Source organism: Mesocryomonas lacus (assembly GCF_055730105.2).
Genome location: NZ_JBUZWF020000003.1, coordinates 810,854 through 828,068, shown reverse-complemented (window position 1 = coordinate 828,068; position 17,215 = coordinate 810,854). Strand labels below are relative to the sequence as shown.

The window sequence follows — 17,215 nt, the reverse complement described above, 5'->3', positions numbered from 1 at the left end:
GCGTGTGACGGTGCAGGCTGACGACCATGGCTGGGCGCGGGGTGGCGGCCGATCGAACGGCACTTGGAGGGGCCCACGTCGACGGCAAAGCGAAACTCCCGACAAAATGCCCGGCGGCAATTTCCAGAACGGTTCGACTTCGTCTAAGACGGCCGCAGCAGCTGAAATGAACGGGGGACGCCATGTCCGAAAATAGCACCGACGCCAGGCCGAACACGGGCGATCTCGACGAGCAGGCGCTGTTCTACCACCGCTATCCGAAGCCCGGTAAGGTCGCGATCCAGCCGACCAAGCCGCTCGGCAACCAGCGCGACCTCGCGCTCGCCTACTCCCCCGGCGTCGCCGCCCCGTGCCTTGCCATCGCCGCCGATCCCTCGCTCGCGGCCGTCTACACCAGCCGCGCCAACCTCGTCGCGGTGCTGTCGAACGGCAGTGCCGTGCTCGGCCTCGGCAATATCGGCCCGCTCGCCTCCAAGCCGGTGATGGAGGGCAAGGGCGTCCTCTTCAAAAAGTTCGCCGACATCGACGTCTTCGACATCGAGATCGACGCCACCGAGATCGACCACATCGTCGAGGTGGTCGCGGCGCTCGAGCCGACCTTCGGCGGCATCAACCTCGAGGACATCAAGTCCCCGGAATGCTTCGAGGTCGAGGAGCAGCTGCGCAAGCGGATGAAGATCCCGGTCTTCCACGACGACCAGCACGGCACCGCCATCATCGTCGCCGCCGCCGTGCGCAACGCGCTGGAGCTCAACGGCAAGAAGATAGAGGACGTCAAGATCGTCTCCTCGGGCGCGGGCGCTGCCGCCATCGCCTGCCTCAACCTCCTCGTGGCATTGGGCGCGAAGCTCGAGAACATCACCGCCACCGACATCGACGGCGTCGTCTATATCGGCCGCGGCAAGCGCACCGACCGCTGGATGGAGGTTTACGCGCGCGATACCGAGATGCGCACGCTGAGCGAGGCGATCGAGGGTGCCGACATCTTCCTCGGCCTGTCGGCCGGCGGCGTCTTGAAGCCCGAGCTCCTCGAGAAAATGGCGGCGCGGCCGCTGATCATGGCGCTGGCCAATCCGACGCCCGAGATCATGCCGAGCCTCGCGCGTGCGGTCCGGCCGGATGCGATGATCTGCACCGGGCGCTCGGACTTCCCGAACCAGGTCAACAACGTCCTCTGCTTCCCCTACATCTTCCGCGGCGCGCTCGACTGCGGCGCGACGACGATCAACGAGGAGATGAAGATCGCCGCCGTCGACGCCATCGCGGCGCTCGCCCGCGAAGAGGTCTCGGAAGTCGCTGCAAAAGCCTATGGCTCGGAGACCCCGATCTTCGGCCCGGAATACATCATCCCCTCGCCCTTCGACCCCCGGCTGATCCTGAAGATCGCGCCGGCCGTGGCGAAGGCGGCGGCGGCGACCGGCGTCGCCTCGCGGCCGATCGAGGATTTCGGCGCCTACATGGACATCCTCAACCGGTTCGTCTTCCGCACCGGGCTGATCATGAAGCCGATCTTCCAGATCGCCAAGAACAGCGGCAAGCGGGTGATCTTCGCCGACGGCGAGGACGAGCGCGTGCTGCGCGCCGCGCAAGTGATGCTGGAGGACAAGATCGGCGTGCCGATCCTCGTCGGCCGCCCCGCCGTCATCGCCAGCCGGCTCGAGCGCTACGGCCTGCGCATCCGCCCCGGCACCGACTTCGAGGTGGTCAATCCCGAAGACGATCCGCGCTACCGCGACTATGTCGACCACTATTTCGAGAAGGTCGGCCGCAAGGGCGTCAACCCCGACACCGCCCGCACCGTGGTCCGCACCAACACCACGGTGATCGCCGCCGTCTCGGTCTCGCGCGGCGAGGCCGACGTGATGATCTGCGGCCTCGAGGGCCGCTATTCTCCGCATCTCGTCGACATCCGCCAGGTCATCGGCGTCGAGCCCGGCACCAACAAGTTCGCCGCGATGAGCCTCCTCATCTCGCAGCAAGGCGCGAAGTTCTTCCTCGACACCTATGTCCAGCGCGACCCGAGCGCCGAGGACCTCGCCGAGATGACGGTCCACGCCGCCGTCGAGATCCGCCGCTTCGGCATCGAGCCGAAAGGCGCCTTCGTCTCCCACTCGAACTTCGGCTCGGACGAAACGCCGCAGACGAAGAAGATGCGCCAGGCGCTCAAACTCGTTCGCGAGCGCATGCCGGACCTGGAACTCGACGGCGAGATGCACGGCGACGTCGCCCTCAACGAGGCGCTGCGCCGCAAAGTGATGCCGAACTCGACGCTCTCGGGCGAGGCGAACCTCCTGATCTTCCCGAACCTGGATGCCGCGAACATCACCCTCAACGTCGTCAAGGCGATGACCGATTCGCTGCATGTCGGCCCGATCCTCCTCGGCGCGGCCTCTCCTGCGCACGTGCTGACGCCGTCGGTAACGTCCCGCGGCGTGGTCAACATGGCGGCGATCGCGGTGGCGGAGGCGGTGCAGCGGGGGTGAGGAGCTGAGGCTGGGAGGCGCACCGCTGGCGCTGGCGCAAGGCGCCACACGTCATTCGGCGGAAACCTCTCAGGCTCGTCATCCCGGACTTGATCCGGGATCCATTCCTCTGCGCGAAGGCTTGCAGTCCGGTGCCGAATTTCCGAGGGAAGGTTGACCGGACCATCCATGTCTAAGGGTTTGGAATGGATCCCGATCAAGTCCGGGATGACGAAACGGAGGAGTTTACGATCCTCGCAAATGGCACTTGGCTCCTGGCTCTCGGCACCCAGCTCTTGGCTCTTGGCTCTTGGCTCTTAGCCCTTCGGCTACCTCGACGCTTCGTCACGATAGAATTCTCTGCTCTCCCGCAGAAAACCCCAAGCCTTCGTTCTCCTGCGGCAGACCATCAAGCCCCTTGCCCTGCCCGCGCCCCTTCTCTTTGCCTCTCGCCCTTCGGCTTTACGGCCGCCGCGCCAGCGCCCGTTCGCGCCCGATGAGCGGCAGCAAATCCGCCAGTTCCGGGCCATGGTCGAGACCCGTCAGCGCCTGGCGGAGCGGCATGAAGAGAGGCTTGCCCTTGCGGCCGGTGGCGGTCTTCACAGCGGCGGTCCACGTTTTCCAAGTGTCGTGCGACCAAGGCTCGGGCGGCAGAAGATCGAAGGCGGTGACGAGGAAGGCGCGGTCCTCTTCTGTCGAAGCGGGCTCGGCGACCGTCGCCAGCCCTGCCGGCAGATCGCCGAACACGATGTCGCGCCAGACGGCCGCATCCGACACCCGCGAGCAGTTGGCGCGCACGGCCAGCCAGAAGGCCTCCGTTCGATCCCCGGGCACACCTATGGCCGCCAGCCGCTCGGCGACGTCCGCGTCGTCGTAGCCGTGCACCAGCTCGGCGTTCAGCCGCTCGACCTCGGCCGGGTCGAACTTCGAGGCCGAGGAGGAGACGTCCGAGAGCTTTACCCGCTCCGCCAGCGCGGATAGGCTCGGCACCGCTTCGATCGAACCGGAGAGCCCGACAAGGGCGGCGAGCGAGGCAACGGCCATCGGCTCGATGCCATCCGCCCGCAGCGAGCGCAGCGACAGGGCGCCGGAGCGTTTCGACAGGCCCTCGCCGTCGAGCGTCGTCAGGAGGTTGTGGTGGCCGTATTGGGGCACTGTCAGCCCGAGCGCCTCGGAGAGCGCGATCTGGACGCCGGTATTGGTCACGTGATCATCGCCGCGAACGACGTGGGTGATGCCCATCGCGCCGTCGTCGACGACGGACGGCAGCGTGTAGAGATAGCTGCCGTCCTCGCGCACGAGCACCGGGTCCGAAAGCGAGGCGAGATCGACGCTCTGCGGCCCGCGGACGAGGTCGTTCCACGTCACGTCGGTGCGAACGGGCTGGGAGGGATCGCCGGTAAAGTTCGGCAGGAGAAACCGCCAGTGCGGCTGACGGCCTTCGGCTTCCAGTTCCTGCCGCTCCATCTCGTTCAGCCGCAGGGCATCGCGGCCGTAGACCGGCGGGAGGCCGCGCGCGGCGAGGCGCTTGCGCTTGCGGTCAAGTTCCTCGGCGGTCTCGTAGCAGGGATAGAGCAGGCCCTTCTGCTGCAGCAAGGTGACCGCCGCATCATAATGGCCGATGCGCTCGGACTGGCGGTAGACGGCGTCCGGCTGGAGGCCGAGCCAGACGAGGTCCTCGAGGATCGAGTCGGCGTATTCGACGCGCGACCGGGCGATGTCGGTATCGTCATAGCGCAGGATGAAGTGCCCGCCGGCGCCGTTCTCCTTGGCGAGCAGCCAGTTGAACAGAGCGGTTCTGAGGTTGCCGATGTGGATATGGCCGGTCGGCGACGGGGCGAAGCGGACGGTCGGGCTCATCGGGCGGTTTCCTGTGTGGTGAGGCGGGACGACGCGCGCGGCGCGCTCAAATCCCCTGGCCCAGCGTGATCGGCGTTCCCGTGACGAGAAGGTAGGCGAAGAGGCCGAGGCCGACGACGAGAAACACCGCGCCCTGGTGGAACTGGCGCGAGGCATAGCGCCGGTTCGGCTCCATGTCCTCGCCATAGGCGCCGCGCTGCGGCGCCTTGAAATAGCCGACGAGACCAAAACCCTCGGGCTTCGGCACCTCCTGGAAGATGCGGCGCATGGCGAGGAAGTAGCGCAGCGCGAACAGCACCGCGAGCACCAGCGAGGCGGCGGCGATCGAATCCAGCGAGATCTCGTCCATGGCTCAGGCCCCGTCGCGGTAGCGGTTGGTGATGGGGTAGCGGCGGTCGCGGCCGAAATTCTTGCGCGTCACCTTCACCCCCGGCGCCGACTGCCGGCGCTTGTACTCGGCGATGTAGAGCAGCCGCTCGATGTGCTTGACCGTGTCACGGTCGAAGCCGCGCTCGACCAGCGCGTCGACGCTGCCGTCATGCTCGACGAGGTGCTCGAGGATGGCGTCGAGGATCTCGTAGGGCGGCAGCGAATCCTCGTCCTTCTGGTCCTCGCGCAGCTCGGCCGAGGGCGGCTTGGTGATGATGCGCTCGGGAATGACGATGCCACCGCGGCCGAGCGAGCCGTTCGGCACGTTGGCGTTGCGCCAGTGCGCGAGGCGGAACACCTCGGTCTTGTAGAGGTCCTTGATCGGGTTGAAGCCGCCGTTCATGTCGCCGTAGAGCGTGGCGTAGCCGACCGACATCTCGCTCTTGTTGCCGGTGGTCGCGACCATCGCGCCGAACTTGTTCGAGATCGCCATCAGGATGACGCCGCGGGCGCGGCTCTGCAGGTTCTCCTCGGTGACATCCGCCGGGCGGCCCTCGAAGAGGCCTGCGAGCGCGGCGGTGAAGCCCTCCACCGGCGCGGCGATCTCGACCACGTCGTAGCGCACGCCGAGCGCCCGGGCGCAGGCTTCCGCATCCTCGAGGCTGGAGGCCGCCGTGTAGCGGTAAGGCATCATCACGCAATGGACGCGGTCCTTGCCGAGCGCATCGACCGCCATCGCCGCGACCACGGCCGAATCGATGCCGCCGGACATGCCGAGCACGACGCTCTTGAAGCCGTTCTTGTTGACGTAGTCCTGGAAGCCAAGGACGCAGGCGCGCCAGACGGATTCGTCGAGCGCGGGGATCGTCGCCACCGGGCCGTTCTCGCAGACCCAGCCTTCGTCGCCGCGCACCCAGTCGGTCACCGCCACAACGGCGTCGAAGGCCGGCAGTTGGAAGGCGAGCGAGCGGTCGGCCTGGAAGGCGAAGGAGCCGCCATCGAAGAGGAGGTCGTCCTGCCCGCCCAGCATGTTGGCGTAGACCATGGGCAGGTCGGTCTCGATCACTTGGCGCAGCACCACCTGATGACGGACGTCGAGCTTTTCTTTGTAGAAAGGCGAGCCGTTCGGCACGAGCAGGATCTCGGCGCCAGACTCGGCCAGCGTCTCACAGACGCCGAGCTGGCCCCAGATATCCTCGCAGACGGGAATGCCGAGCCGGATGCCGCGGAAGTTCACCGGGCCCGGCATGTCACCGGCCTGGAAGACGCGCTTCTCGTCGAACTCGCCGTAGTTCGGCAGGTCCACCTTCGAGCGCCAGGCCAGAACCTTGCCGCCGTCGAGGATTGCCACGGCGTTGTAGAGGCCGGCCTCGGTGCGCAGCGGGCAGCCGATAATCATGCCGGGACCGCCATCGGCGGTCTCCAGCGCCAGGGTCTCCACCGCCGCCATGCACTCGGCGACGAAGGCCGGCTTCAGCACGAGGTCCTCCGGCGGATAGCCGGAGATGAAAAGCTCCGTGAAGAGCACGAGGTCGGCATCCTTCGCCGCAGCCTGTACGCGCCCCTTCCGGGCGAGAGCCAGGTTGCCGGCGATGTCGCCGAGCACCGGGTTGAGCTGGGCCACGGCGAGCTTCAGTCGGTTTGGCGTCACGCGAGGCTCCTTGCCAAGATTTCATCCTGCTTCCCTTTCGAAGGGGATATGGCAGGTGCATGACCCGCCTCATATCAAGCGGGAACCGGCGGCGCGAGCCCGAACGGAAACCGCGGCAATGCCGCGGCCCGTTTTGCGGCGGCAGGCAAGGAGAATGCGATGCGCAAGGGTTTCACCGACGCCAAGGCGAGAGGCTGGATCGGGCGCTCGCTCGACCTCCTGAAGCCCAACGAACGCCGGGTGCTGGACAGCGCCCTCAGCGGCACGACGATCGCCCGCGACGTCAATGCAAGCTTCACTGCGCAGACCTCGCTCGGTGGACGGCTGGCGGACGGCATTGCCCGCGTCGGCGGGTCCTGGAGCTTCATCCTCTGCTTCCTCGGCTTCCTCGTCGCCTGGGTCATCCTGAACACCGTCATCCTATCGCAGGAGGCATTCGACCCCTACCCCTTCATCTTCCTCAACCTCGTGCTGTCGATGATCGCGGCGATCCAGGCGCCGATCATCATGATGTCGCAGAACCGCGCGGCCGACCGCGACCGGCTCGACGCCAGCCACGACTACGAGATCAACCTCAAGGCCGAGATCGAGATCCTCGCGCTGCACGACAAGCTCGACGAGATGCGCCGCGAAGACGCGCAGAAGGTGGCCGAGACGCTGCAGATCATCGCCGCGAGGCTGGCGTCGATCGAGGCGAGCCTTGGGGCCCGGACGACGCAAGTCGACGGCTGAAAGTTGGCATTCCGGCCGAGCGGGAGCATCCTGCTGCCCACGCACTAGGGACGGGCGAACCCGATCGCTGTTTGCAAATCCACAGAAAGCACCGACATAGGGCGCTCCGGCGCGGTCGCTGGCCGGCATCCACGCTTGCGGTTTGCCCAGCCGGACCGCAAGGAAAACGTGAGGGCAATGAGACTTTCGCCGCCTTCGCGAAGTAACGGCAGACGACCCGGGGGAACGCCGGGCGATCCAGCGGGGCGCACGTGTACGAAATTCTGAGCCTGATCAGCCAATATGGCCTCATCATCGTCTTCGTCGGGACGTTCTTCGAAGGCGAGGTCTTCGCCATCATCGGCGGGTTCCTCGCCTATCGCGGTTCCTATCCGCTGGAGACGATCGCCCTCTTGGCCTTCACCGGCTCGTTCCTTGGCGATCTCGCGGTCTTCCTGTTCTCGCGCTTCTGGTCCGGCCACCGCTGGGTCTCGCGCTGGAAGGCCAAGCCGAAGTTCGCGAAGGCGCTGAGGCTGGTCGACAAGTACCAGGCCTTCTTCGTCATCGTGAACCGCTATATCTACGGCCTGCGCATGCCGGGCCTGATCGCGCTCGGCCTGTCCTCGATCAGCATTCCACGCTTCCTGGTGCTGAACTTCATCGGCGCGGGCATCTGGGCCGGACTGTTCACCACCATCGGCTACGTCTTCGGCTACTCCATCGGCACGGTCTTCGCCCGGCTGGAACTGATGGAGCGCGGCGTCGGCATCACCCTCATCGTCATCGCCATCGCCCTGTCGGCCTGGTTCGCCTGGCGGCAGTGGGGGCCGATTTTCATGGCGCGGGTGCGCGGTAGCAGGACGGCGACGGGGGAAGCGGAACCTGTCCACGTCAGGTCGAAGACGCGGCCGAGAGGCGATGGCGAGGAATAGCGCGACTAAGGATACCGCGCGGAAGCAGAGTGTTTGGGTCGCTTTCCACTGCACTGTGTTCAAGTGGCCAAACGGATCCGTGCAGTCTCTTCCAGTCCGATTGAACAGACTGAGTCAACGCCTGAACGTTTTCCCGCAAGCACATCCAATAGCTTGGTAATTTGCTTTGCAAAAAGGGCCGCCTTTCGGCAGCCCTTCTGTCATTTCATCAAATGCATTTCGGCCGAAGCGTCAGCCCATCAGAGGTTGGCAACCTGCTTCGGGGCGTGCGCCTCGATGTCCTTCTTCAGCAGTTCGGCGACGAGGAAGGCGAGTTCCAGCGCCTGGGTGGCGTTGAGGCGCGGGTCGCAATGCGTGTGGTAGCGGTCCGACAGGTCCTCGGCGAGGACCGGGCGCGAGCCGCCGGTGCATTCGGTGACGTCCTTGCCCGTCATTTCGATGTGGATGCCGCCGGCGTGGGTGCCTTCCGCGCGGTGCACGTCGAAGAAGGTCTGCACCTCCGTCAGGATGCGGTCGAACGGCCGCGTCTTGTAGTTGTTCAGCGTGATGGTGTTGCCGTGCATCGGATCGCACGACCAGACGACCTTGCGGCCCTCCTTCTCCACCGCGCGGATCAGCCGCGGCAGGTTCGCCTCCACCTTGTCATGGCCGAAGCGGGTGATCAGCGTCAGCCGGCCCGATTTGTTCTCCGGGTTCAACACGTCGATCAGCTTCAGAAGGCCATCGGCATCCATCGACGGGCCGCATTTCAGGCCGATCGGGTTCTTGATGCCGCGGCAGTACTCGACATGCGCATTGTTCAACTGGCGCGTGCGGTCGCCGATCCAGATCATGTGGCCGGAGGTCGCGTACCAGTCACCCGAGGTCGAATCGACGCGGGTCATCGCCTGCTCGTAGCCGAGCAGCAGCGCCTCGTGGCTGGTGAAGAACTCGGTCTCGCGCAGCGCGGGGTGCGTGTCGGCGGTGATGCCGATCGCCCGCATGAAGTTCATCGTCTCCGAAATCTTGTCGGCGAGATGCCCGTAGCGCTCCGCCTGCGGGCTGCCGGACAGGAAGCCGAGCATCCACTGGTGAACGTTGTCGAGATTGGCATAGCCGCCCTGCGCGAAAGCGCGGAGCAGGTTCAGCGTCGCCGCCGACTGCCGGTACGCCTCGATCTGGCGCTCGGGGTTGGGGATGCGGGAAACCTCGTCGAACTCGATACCGTTGACGATGTCGCCGCGGTAGGAGGGCAGCGACACGCCGCCGACGGTCTCCATGCCGGATGAGCGCGGCTTGGCGAACTGTCCGGCGATGCGGCCGACCTTCACCACCGGCGAGGAGGCGCCGAAGGTCAGCACCACCGCCATCTGCAGGAAGGCGCGGAAGAAGTCGCGGATGTTGTCGGCGCCGTGCTCGGCGAAGCTCTCGGCGCAGTCACCGCCCTGCAGCAGGAAGGAGCGACCCTCGGCCACCTCACCCAATGCCCTCGTGAGCTTGCGGGCCTCACCCGCAAACACCAGCGGCGGGAAGCTGGCGAGGCGCTTCTCGGTCTCGGCCAGTGCCGCGGCATCGGGGAAGTCCGGCATCTGCTCGACGGGCTTCGAGCGCCAGCTTGCGGGAGTCCAGTCCTTGGCCATGCTGTTCTCTCTTTCAGACGTTTGGCACCGGTCTTGACGCCGGTCGTCGGTCGCCGTGGCGAGCCTGTCGTTGCGTAACTGGGGATCGGGCGCCGCGCGGAAAAGAGCGACACCCCCTCGCCGGCTTATAGACATGATTGGCGGGGATTGTCACCGTGCGCTGCACCCTTGCGCGAGGTCAGCCCATCGGCCGCAGCATCGCGCCGCGCGCCGTCACGAGACCGTCGAAGAGGTCCGCCTCCCCGTCGGCCAGCCGCACGGCGCGGGGATAGCGTGGCACATCGCGGTCGGCGAGGATTTCGGTCTCGAACCCCTCGGTCTCCGCGACGAACCGCTCGACGCCGTCGCGCCCGTAGAGCGACAAAAAACCCTGCAGCACCGCGTCGAGATAGGATTGGAGAATGGTGGCGCCGGTATCGGCGGCGTCGACCTCGGGGTGGATGGCCTCGTAGATATGCACGGTTGCCCCCACCCGCGGAGCCGCCTCGATCGCCGGGGCCGCGACATCGCGCCGGATGTAACCGGCCTCGCGCAAGTCGACCGCGGCGAGGTTGTCGGCATGATCGTAGACCACGACCCCTTGCGTCGCATGGCCCCGGTCGGGCCGGACGGAAAGGAGCGCAATACCGCCGGGTCGCGGCAGCCAGAACCGCCGCCAGCCCATCACCTCGGCCCGGCGGATCGCCAGGAAGCGCGTGCGCAGCGTCGCCCTGTTGACCAGCGAGCCGTAGCCGAAATAGGCGACGACCCGCCCGTCACCGGAGAGCGTCTCGAAGTCGGGATGGTCGTCGTGGATTAGCATGGCTGCTCTCGGCTTGGCCGCCCTTCGTGGCCCACCGCAGCGGCATGCGGCGAGCCCCGTGGGACGCCGGGATCTAGACCCGGACGCCGTCCTTCAGGCGGTAGGTCGGATCGTACATGGTGACGAGTTCCTCGGCCATGGTCGGGTGCACGGCCATGGTGCGGTCGAAATCGTCCTTGGTGACGCCCGCCTTGACAGCGATGCCGAGCAACTGGCTCATCTCACCGGCATCCGGGCCGAGGATATGCGCGCCGACGACCTTGCGCGAGGCGGCATCGACGACGAGCTTCATCAGCATCGGCTCGTCCCGCCCCGCGAGGACATGCCGCATCGGCCGGAACTGCGCCCGGTAAACCTCGACATCGGCAAAGGCCTTGCCGGCCTGCTCCTCGGTCAGCCCGACCGTGCCGATCTCCGGCTGCGAAAACACCGCGGTTGCGACGTTGTCGAGGTCCGGCTTTGTCGGGCGGTCGCGGAAAACCGTGTCGACGAAGCACATCGCCTCGTGGATCGCCACCGGGGTCAGTTGCAGACGCTGGGTGACGTCACCGAGCGCCCAGATGTTGTCGACGCTGGTGCGGGAATAGTCGTCGACAACGACCGCCCCGCGCTCGTCGAGATCGACCCCTGCCGCCGAGCACCCAAGGTTCTCTGTGTTCGCCTTGCGGCCGATGGCCAGCATCACCTCGTCGACGTCCAGCACCTCGCCGCCGCCGAGCCGGGCGTTGAGGCGGCCGTCGGCCTTCATCGAGACCTCCGCGATCATCTCTTCGCAACGGATTCGGATGCCCTTCTTCTCCATCGCCTGGTGCAGGCCGGTTCGCAAATCGTCGTCGAAGCCCTGGAGAATTTCCTTGCCGCGGTAGATCAGCGTCGTCTCGACGCCGAGCCCGTGGAAGATGTTGGCGAACTCGACCGCGATGTAGCCGCCGCCGAGGATCGCGATCGCCTTCGGCAAGCGTTTGAGGTGGAACGCCTCGTTCGAGGTGATGCAGTGCTCGGCGCCGGGCAGGCCGGGATGCGGATTGGCGCGGCCGCCGACGGCGATCAGGATCTTCTCCGCCGTTACGGTCTGGCCCGTCGCCGTCAGGCGAATGGTGTGACGGTCTTCCAGCACGGCGCGGCTGACCAGCACCTCCACACCGGCCTTCTCCAGATTGCCCCGATAGGCTTTCTCCAGCCGGTCAATCTCGCGGTCCTTGTTGGCGATGAGCGTCGGCCAGTCAAAGCGCGTCGGCCCGACGGACCAGCCAAAGCCCTCGGCGTCCTCGAAATCCTCGGAGAACTTCGAGGCGTAGACGAACAGCTTCTTCGGCACGCAGCCGCGGATGACGCAGGTGCCGCCGTAGCGGAACTCCTCGGCAATGGCGACGCGATGGCCGAGCGCCGCGGTTCGCCGCGCCGCGCGCACGCCACCGGAGCCGCCGCCGATGACGAAGAGGTCGTAGTCGTAATGTTCGCTCAAGGCGGATCCCTTTGCCGGCAGGATGATGCGGGGGCATGGCGCCGGCCTGAAAGGTCCGGACGCCCGCCTGAGATAGGGTGTTCGATGGCACGAAAAAGGCGGCCTTGCGGGGCCGCCTCGTTCACTTTCGGGCGCGCGACGCGCTGGTGACCGAGCCTATTGCGCCGACGAACCGGTGGCGGGCGTTGCAGGATCGGTCAGCGGCGCGGTGGCACCGGCCGGCTGCGGCAGCATCGCGGTCATGCCCTCGGCGGCGCTGGTGCGCAGGTCGCGGACGATGCCGTTCGACCAGACGTCGGCGGCGGCCATCATCTCGCGCGAGGCGACGGGGCCTTGCTTCAACAGCTTCTGGCCGGTGGGCGAGCCGTAAAACGCGGCGATTTCCTTGAGTTCCTGCTCGGTGAAGAGCTTGGCATAAGTGCGCGCCACCTCGTTCTCGAGATCGCCGCGGCGCGGAGCGAGCGCGATCGCCCGCTCGTCGACCATGTCGGAGATTTCCGACTGCATGTTGGGATTGCTGCCGATCAGGTCCGACTTGATCTGCGTGGCCGCGTTCATGAGGATGTTGTCGAACTGCTCGGTCGAGTCGATCGCATCGATGGCGGCGCGGGCGGCAGCCAGATGCGACGCCGTGGCTTCCTGGGCCAGGGCCGGCGCGCCCGCCATGAGGCCGACGGCTGCCAGTGCGAGCATTCCGCGACGCATCATATCGTTGAGAACCATGAAAGCCCTGTCTCCATCCGTTTGTCGTTCCGTCGAGGACGGATCCCTACCCAATCGTTCGGGCGTCTAGCAAGTCACATGGCCGGCGCCGCGCGCCGGGCGCGACGTGCAGCCGGAAGCATGCCCTTGCATGGCCCTGTTCGGCGCGGTCCGCAAGCCCCCGCGAGCGGTCCCCGCGCCAGCGTCAGGGCGCTTCGAGGATCTCGATCCCCGCCTCTCCCGCCAGGATCGCCGTCGTGGCCAATCCCAGGAACAGACCGTGTTCGACGACACCGGGAATGGCGTGAAGCGCGCGCGACAGCGCTTCTGGGTCCGGAATGCGGCCAAATGATGCGTCGAGGATGAGGTGCCCGCTGTCGGTGATGAACGGCGCGCCGTCCCGGTGGCGCAGCGTCATTTCCCCGCCAAGGCCGAGCCGCCCGGCCTCGCGCCGCACGGCGAGAAACGTCGCCATCAGGCCGAAACCATTGATTTCGATCGGCAGCGGGAAAGCGCCGAGCGTGTCGACCCGCTTCGAGGCGTCGGCGATGACGATCATCCGCGCGGAAGCGGCGGCCACGATCTTCTCGCGCAGCAGCGCGCCGCCGCCTCCCTTGATGAGACGCAAATCCGTGTCGAGCTCGTCCGCCCCGTCGATGGTGAGGTCGAGTTCCGGCATCTCCTCGAGCGTCACGATCGGGATGGAGAGGCTTTCGCACAGCGCCGCCGTGCGTACGGAGGTGGCGACACCCGTCACCTTCAGCCCGCCGGCAACGCGCTCGCCGAGCGCCCGGATGAAGGCCTCGGCGGTCGAGCCGGTGCCGATGCCGAGCCGCATGCCGTCCTCGACATGCGCGAGAGCCGCCCGCGCGGCACGATCCTTCAGGCTGGCGGCGTCGCTCATAGATGTCTCCCTGAAACCGGCCCTCCACCGGCCTTGCCCTCGGCTCTATCGCGAAACGCCGAGGCTGTCGAATGCCCCTCGTGTTACGGGTGCCGCGGGGCCGCGCTCGACCGTCCTGCCGCTCGATCGCGCCGCGGCTTGACGACCCCACGGCGATTGCGCATCAAGCCGGACGAAGCGCGCCCGCGTCCCGGACCGACAGAGCGACAGGAAACCAGAATGCCGCAGCCGATCGCCGTGTTCGACCTCGACGGCACCCTCGTCGACACCGCGCCGGACCTCGCCAACAGCCTGAACGCCTGCCTGATCGGCGCCGGGCTGCCCCCGACCACGCTGACGGAAGCGCGCCCGCACGCCGGACACGGCGCGCGGGTGATGCTGCAGCACGCCTATGACCGGCTCGGCCATCCGCTGGTGGAAACCGAGATGGAACGCCAGTTCACGGTCTTCCTTGCCGACTACGAGGCCCACATCGCCGACCTCTCGGCGCCCTTGCCCGGCGTCGTCGCCGCGATGGACCGGCTGGCAGCGGCCGGCTACCGCCTCGCCGTCTGCACCAACAAGACCGAGCGGCTGGCGGTGAAGCTGCTCGGCATGCTCGGCCTTGCCGACCGCTTCGCGGCGATCTGCGGCGCCGACACCTTCGCCGGCCGCAAGCCCGATCCGCGCCATCTCCTCGGCACGATCGAGCGGGCCGGAGGCGGCCCCGCCTTCCTCGTCGGCGATACCGCGACCGACACCGATGCCGCTCTCGCTGCCGGCGTGCCGTGCGTCCTCGTCGACTTCGGCTACGCCCCGGACGCGCGCGCCAGAGCCGATGCCACCATCATCCTCTCAGACTACGTCTTTCTCGACGCCCCCCTCGCCGACCGCCTGACCGGCCGCCACGGCTGATCCCGGCCCATCGCGTCCCGCCGATGAACAGGACGACATACGGGAGCGCCACCGAGGCCGATCCTCGCGTTGCCCACGGCGCGCAAAAACCGCTCGGCGGGCGGATTGACCTGACACCCCCCTTGCCCTTATATCCGCCCACCCTCACCAGCGCCTCGGCGCTGCGGATGGTCGCGTAGCTCAGTGGGAGAGCACCTCGTTCACACCGAGGGGGTCCACAGTTCGATCCTGTGCGCGACCACCATTTGCCCCCCAAGTTCTAACAGGGTTTTGACGTCGGTCTAAGGCTTGTGTCCAGCCGAACTGGCAGTTCATGCCGTGGCAGGCAGAGCGGTTGGCTCGAAAGATCATCGCCGACATATGACACCGACTATATCCTCAGAATGAGATGAGCCGCTGCCGGATCGCCTTGGTGACGGCGTGGGTTGTGCTCCCGACATCGAGCTTGTGATGGATGGCAGCGAGATGATTACGCACTGTTCCCTCGACAATATTCAGGATCGCTGCGACTTCCCATCTAGTTTTGCCGACCGCGCGAAGTCGGCATACAGACTGTAGAGCGTCCCGTGCTGGTCGCAGCGATCGAGGGAATCAAACGCCCCTTTTTTTGAAAGCCCATCGCGACACGCGGCTAATTTGATATCGCAATTTGCTCATGAGGCTTTTGACGCCGCTGGAATGAATAGTCAGCCACGACCAGTCCAGCCCCAGGCACCCCGATTCAAGCGTCGAGGTCTGATCGACACTCTTCGCCTCGAGCAGGGGTGGGTAGCGCTGCTTCGCTTAGGAACTGGAGGCAAAGCCAGCGACCCCTCGCGAACGGGGCGCGGAATCGTCTAGGTTCGGTGTGTAAGCGATCCGGCTCGAACCGCATCTATGGCCGCTATTGGCGGCCCATGCGCCGCTCGCGGCTCAGTCGCTCATCAGGGCGCGCATCCCTTCCTTGCCCACCTCGACGCGACAGCCGCCGGAAGGTCGATGTCGCAAGCAGGCTGGCCTCGCCCTTGATTCTGCCGAAGTCGGTCATGCGTGTTTAGTGATTAACTGCCCGGATGAGGACGAGCCTATCTCTGTTGGCTCAGAAGCTGTTTATCCAACCCAATCGGTGAGTCGTCGAATATTTACGGCAGGTTCACCCGCTTGCAGGAGGCCTCTCTTGAACCGATACAAAATCTCAGCCTTCGTGAAAGGCCTCTTAGTTACCGCCATGTGGCGGTCCCGCGGCATCAGAATTGCGGATCGTGTCGTATGCCTTGGTGCGGCGCCGAGCGCTGGCGGTGCCGGAACGATAACTATTGGTTCGCGGGTATCATTTCGGGGAATCAGGGCTAGAACCCGTCTTGGCGTCGGTTTCGGTGGCGTGATCTCAATCGGCGATCGCAGTTTCATCAACAGTGGCGTTATCTTGGAAAGCTCAGTTTCCATCACGGTCGGAAATAATTGTCTGATTGGCGATCGCGTTCAAATGCAAGACTCAAACTACCATGAGGTATCCGAAGGTGAGGGTGTGTTGCAGTCGGCTATCACCATTGGAAATAACGTATGGATAGGTAATAGCGCCATTGTTCTCCCCGGCGTAAAAATAGGCGATCACAGCGTCATTGGCGCCGGGTCAGTGGTAACCAAAGATGTTCCGCCTAGAACAGTATTTGCTGGAAATCCAGCCAGGTACATCAGAGATGTGGTAGCATCCCAAAGCTTCAAGCGCGCCTAACACTGGAGGCGTCTTCAGCTTCCGAAGGCCCACAACCCGTATCCGCAATCCCTCTTGGCTCAAAGCCGCGCAGAGGTTTTTGCGTCGAAGAGGTGCGCACGGCGCGGGTCGATGAGGAAGGAGACCTCGTCGCCCGGATCGATGTCGATCCGGTCCTTCACCACCGCGTCGATCGCATCGCCGCCGACCTTGGCGAAGATCTGGGTCTCCGAGCCGGTCGGCTCCAGCAGCGAGACGCGGGCCGGAATGCCGCCCGGGCCGATCGCGATGTGCTCGGGCCGGATGCCGTAGACAACCGCCTGCCCCCTCTCCGCCCGGATCTCGCCGACCGGGAAGCTCGCGCCTTTCTCGGAGACGAAGACAGGCTTGCCCTCGGCGGCATCGATCCGGCCCTTGATGAAGTTCATCGAGGGCGAGCCGATGAAGCCGGCGACGAAGATGTTGCGGGGATTGTCGTAGAGCTCCAGCGGCTTGCCGATCTGCTCGACATGGCCGTCCTTCATCACAACGATCTTGTCGGCCATGGTCATCGCCTCGATCTGGTCGTGCGTGACATAGACCGTCGTGGTCTTCAGCCGCTGGTGCAGTTCCTTGATCTCGACGCGCATGGCGACGCGCAGTTTCGCATCAAGATTGGACAGCGGCTCATCGAACAGGAAGACCTGGGGATCCCGGACGATGGCGCGGCCCATCGCAACGCGCTGGCGCTGGCCGCCGGACAGCTGCTTGGGATAGCGGTCGAGCAGTTTTTCCAGATCGAGGATTTCCGCGGCCTTTTTGACCTTCGCGGCGATCTCGGCTTTCGGGCTGCCCTTGATCATCAGCGAAAACGCCATGTTCTCGCGCACCGTCTTGTGCGGGTAGAGCGCGTAGGACTGGAACACCATGGCGATGTCGCGGTCCTTTGGCAGCTTGTCGTTGACCACCTTGCCGCCGATCGAGACGGTGCCGCCGGAGATCGCCTCGAGCCCGGCGATCATCCGCAGCAGCGTCGACTTTCCGCATCCGGACGGGCCGACCAGCACGACGAACTCGCCATCCTCGATGTCGACATCCACCCCATGGATGACTTCGACGCTGCCGTAGCGCTTGACGATACCCTTGACGCTGACCTCAGCCATTATGCAACT

The 17,215-nt window shown here is 65.8% G+C and carries 15 protein-coding genes and 1 tRNA gene; 6 read left to right on the top strand and 10 right to left on the bottom strand.

Annotation, left to right across the window (positions count from 1 at the left end; translation table 11 throughout):
- Positions 1–182: 182 nt before the first annotated feature.
- Positions 183–2,483 carry an NADP-dependent malic enzyme gene (locus ACZLZQ_RS13580; RefSeq protein ID WP_472949796.1) on the top strand — a complete coding sequence of 767 codons (2,301 nt, stop codon included), beginning with the start codon at positions 183–185 and terminating at the stop codon, positions 2,481–2,483.
- Positions 2,484–2,924: 441 nt separating this feature from the next.
- On the opposite strand, the gene gltX is transcribed toward ACZLZQ_RS13580, so the two are convergent.
- From gltX to ACZLZQ_RS13565, 3 genes are read right to left on the bottom strand one after another with little or no spacing between them, the layout of a single operon-like run.
- Positions 2,925–4,322, bottom strand: a complete 1,398-nt coding sequence (gltX, locus tag ACZLZQ_RS13575; protein ID WP_472949795.1) for a glutamate--tRNA ligase — start codon at positions 4,320–4,322, stop codon at positions 2,925–2,927.
- 46 nt (positions 4,323–4,368) lie between these two features.
- Positions 4,369–4,671, bottom strand: coding sequence for a hypothetical protein (locus ACZLZQ_RS13570; RefSeq protein WP_472935006.1), 303 nt, complete (start codon positions 4,669–4,671; stop codon positions 4,369–4,371).
- Positions 4,672–4,674: 3 nt separating this feature from the next.
- A complete protein-coding gene (locus ACZLZQ_RS13565; protein WP_472949794.1) occupies positions 4,675–6,342 on the bottom strand; it encodes an NAD+ synthase in 1,668 nt (555 codons plus the stop codon).
- Between the two features lie 159 nt (positions 6,343–6,501).
- Here ACZLZQ_RS13565 and ACZLZQ_RS13560 point away from each other — a divergent pair, with 159 nt between their 5' ends.
- Together ACZLZQ_RS13560 and ACZLZQ_RS13555 are read left to right on the top strand one after the other, a co-directional pair.
- The gene (locus ACZLZQ_RS13560) at positions 6,502–7,074 is read left to right on the top strand and encodes a DUF1003 domain-containing protein (RefSeq protein ID WP_472949793.1); all 573 of its coding nucleotides are present in this window, start codon (positions 6,502–6,504) and stop codon (positions 7,072–7,074) included.
- A 251-nt stretch (positions 7,075–7,325) separates the two neighbouring features.
- Positions 7,326–7,985 carry a DedA family protein gene (locus tag ACZLZQ_RS13555; protein WP_472935003.1) on the top strand — a complete coding sequence of 220 codons (660 nt, stop codon included), beginning with the start codon at positions 7,326–7,328 and terminating at the stop codon, positions 7,983–7,985.
- Positions 7,986–8,224: 239 nt separating this feature from the next.
- Here the strand turns inward: ACZLZQ_RS13555 and ACZLZQ_RS13550 are convergent, their stop codons facing one another.
- From ACZLZQ_RS13550 to rpiA, 5 genes are all read right to left on the bottom strand, one after another.
- Positions 8,225–9,604 (bottom strand): class II 3-deoxy-7-phosphoheptulonate synthase, encoded by a 1,380-nt coding sequence (locus tag ACZLZQ_RS13550; protein WP_472949792.1) that lies wholly within the window; start codon positions 9,602–9,604, stop codon positions 8,225–8,227.
- Positions 9,605–9,782: 178 nt separating this feature from the next.
- Complete coding sequence (locus ACZLZQ_RS13545; RefSeq protein WP_472949791.1) at positions 9,783–10,406, bottom strand: gamma-glutamylcyclotransferase family protein; 624 nt, start codon at positions 10,404–10,406, stop codon at positions 9,783–9,785.
- A 73-nt stretch (positions 10,407–10,479) separates the two neighbouring features.
- Positions 10,480–11,871 carry a glutathione-disulfide reductase gene (gene gor / locus ACZLZQ_RS13540; RefSeq protein ID WP_472949789.1) on the bottom strand — a complete coding sequence of 464 codons (1,392 nt, stop codon included), beginning with the start codon at positions 11,869–11,871 and terminating at the stop codon, positions 10,480–10,482.
- A 156-nt stretch (positions 11,872–12,027) separates the two neighbouring features.
- Positions 12,028–12,594, bottom strand: coding sequence for a DUF2059 domain-containing protein (locus ACZLZQ_RS13535; RefSeq protein ID WP_472949788.1), 567 nt, complete (start codon positions 12,592–12,594; stop codon positions 12,028–12,030).
- A 184-nt stretch (positions 12,595–12,778) separates the two neighbouring features.
- A complete protein-coding gene (gene rpiA / locus ACZLZQ_RS13530; protein WP_472949787.1) occupies positions 12,779–13,477 on the bottom strand; it encodes a ribose-5-phosphate isomerase RpiA in 699 nt (232 codons plus the stop codon).
- A 219-nt stretch (positions 13,478–13,696) separates the two neighbouring features.
- Between rpiA and ACZLZQ_RS13525 the strand changes: the two genes are divergently transcribed.
- Both ACZLZQ_RS13525 and ACZLZQ_RS13520 read left to right on the top strand, forming a co-directional pair.
- Positions 13,697–14,371: an HAD-IA family hydrolase gene (locus ACZLZQ_RS13525; protein ID WP_472949785.1), complete on the top strand. Its 675-nt coding sequence runs from the start codon at positions 13,697–13,699 to the stop codon at positions 14,369–14,371.
- Positions 14,372–14,540: 169 nt separating this feature from the next.
- Positions 14,541–14,615: transfer RNA gene (locus ACZLZQ_RS13520), tRNA-Val, on the top strand.
- Positions 14,616–14,749: 134 nt separating this feature from the next.
- Here the strand turns inward: ACZLZQ_RS13520 and ACZLZQ_RS13515 are convergent.
- On the bottom strand, positions 14,750–14,950 hold the full coding sequence (locus ACZLZQ_RS13515) for a response regulator transcription factor (RefSeq protein ID WP_472949931.1): 201 nt from the start codon (positions 14,948–14,950) through the stop codon (positions 14,750–14,752).
- A gap of 577 nt (positions 14,951–15,527) precedes the next feature.
- Between ACZLZQ_RS13515 and ACZLZQ_RS13510 the strand changes: the two genes are divergently transcribed.
- Positions 15,528–16,085, top strand: coding sequence for an acyltransferase (locus ACZLZQ_RS13510; protein ID WP_472949784.1), 558 nt, complete (start codon positions 15,528–15,530; stop codon positions 16,083–16,085).
- Positions 16,086–16,144: 59 nt separating this feature from the next.
- Here ACZLZQ_RS13510 and ACZLZQ_RS13505 read toward each other — a convergent pair whose 3' ends face one another.
- Entirely contained in the window at positions 16,145–17,206 is a 1,062-nt protein-coding gene (locus ACZLZQ_RS13505; RefSeq protein WP_472949783.1) for an ABC transporter ATP-binding protein, read from the bottom strand.
- Between the last annotated feature and the right edge of the window lie 9 nt (positions 17,207–17,215).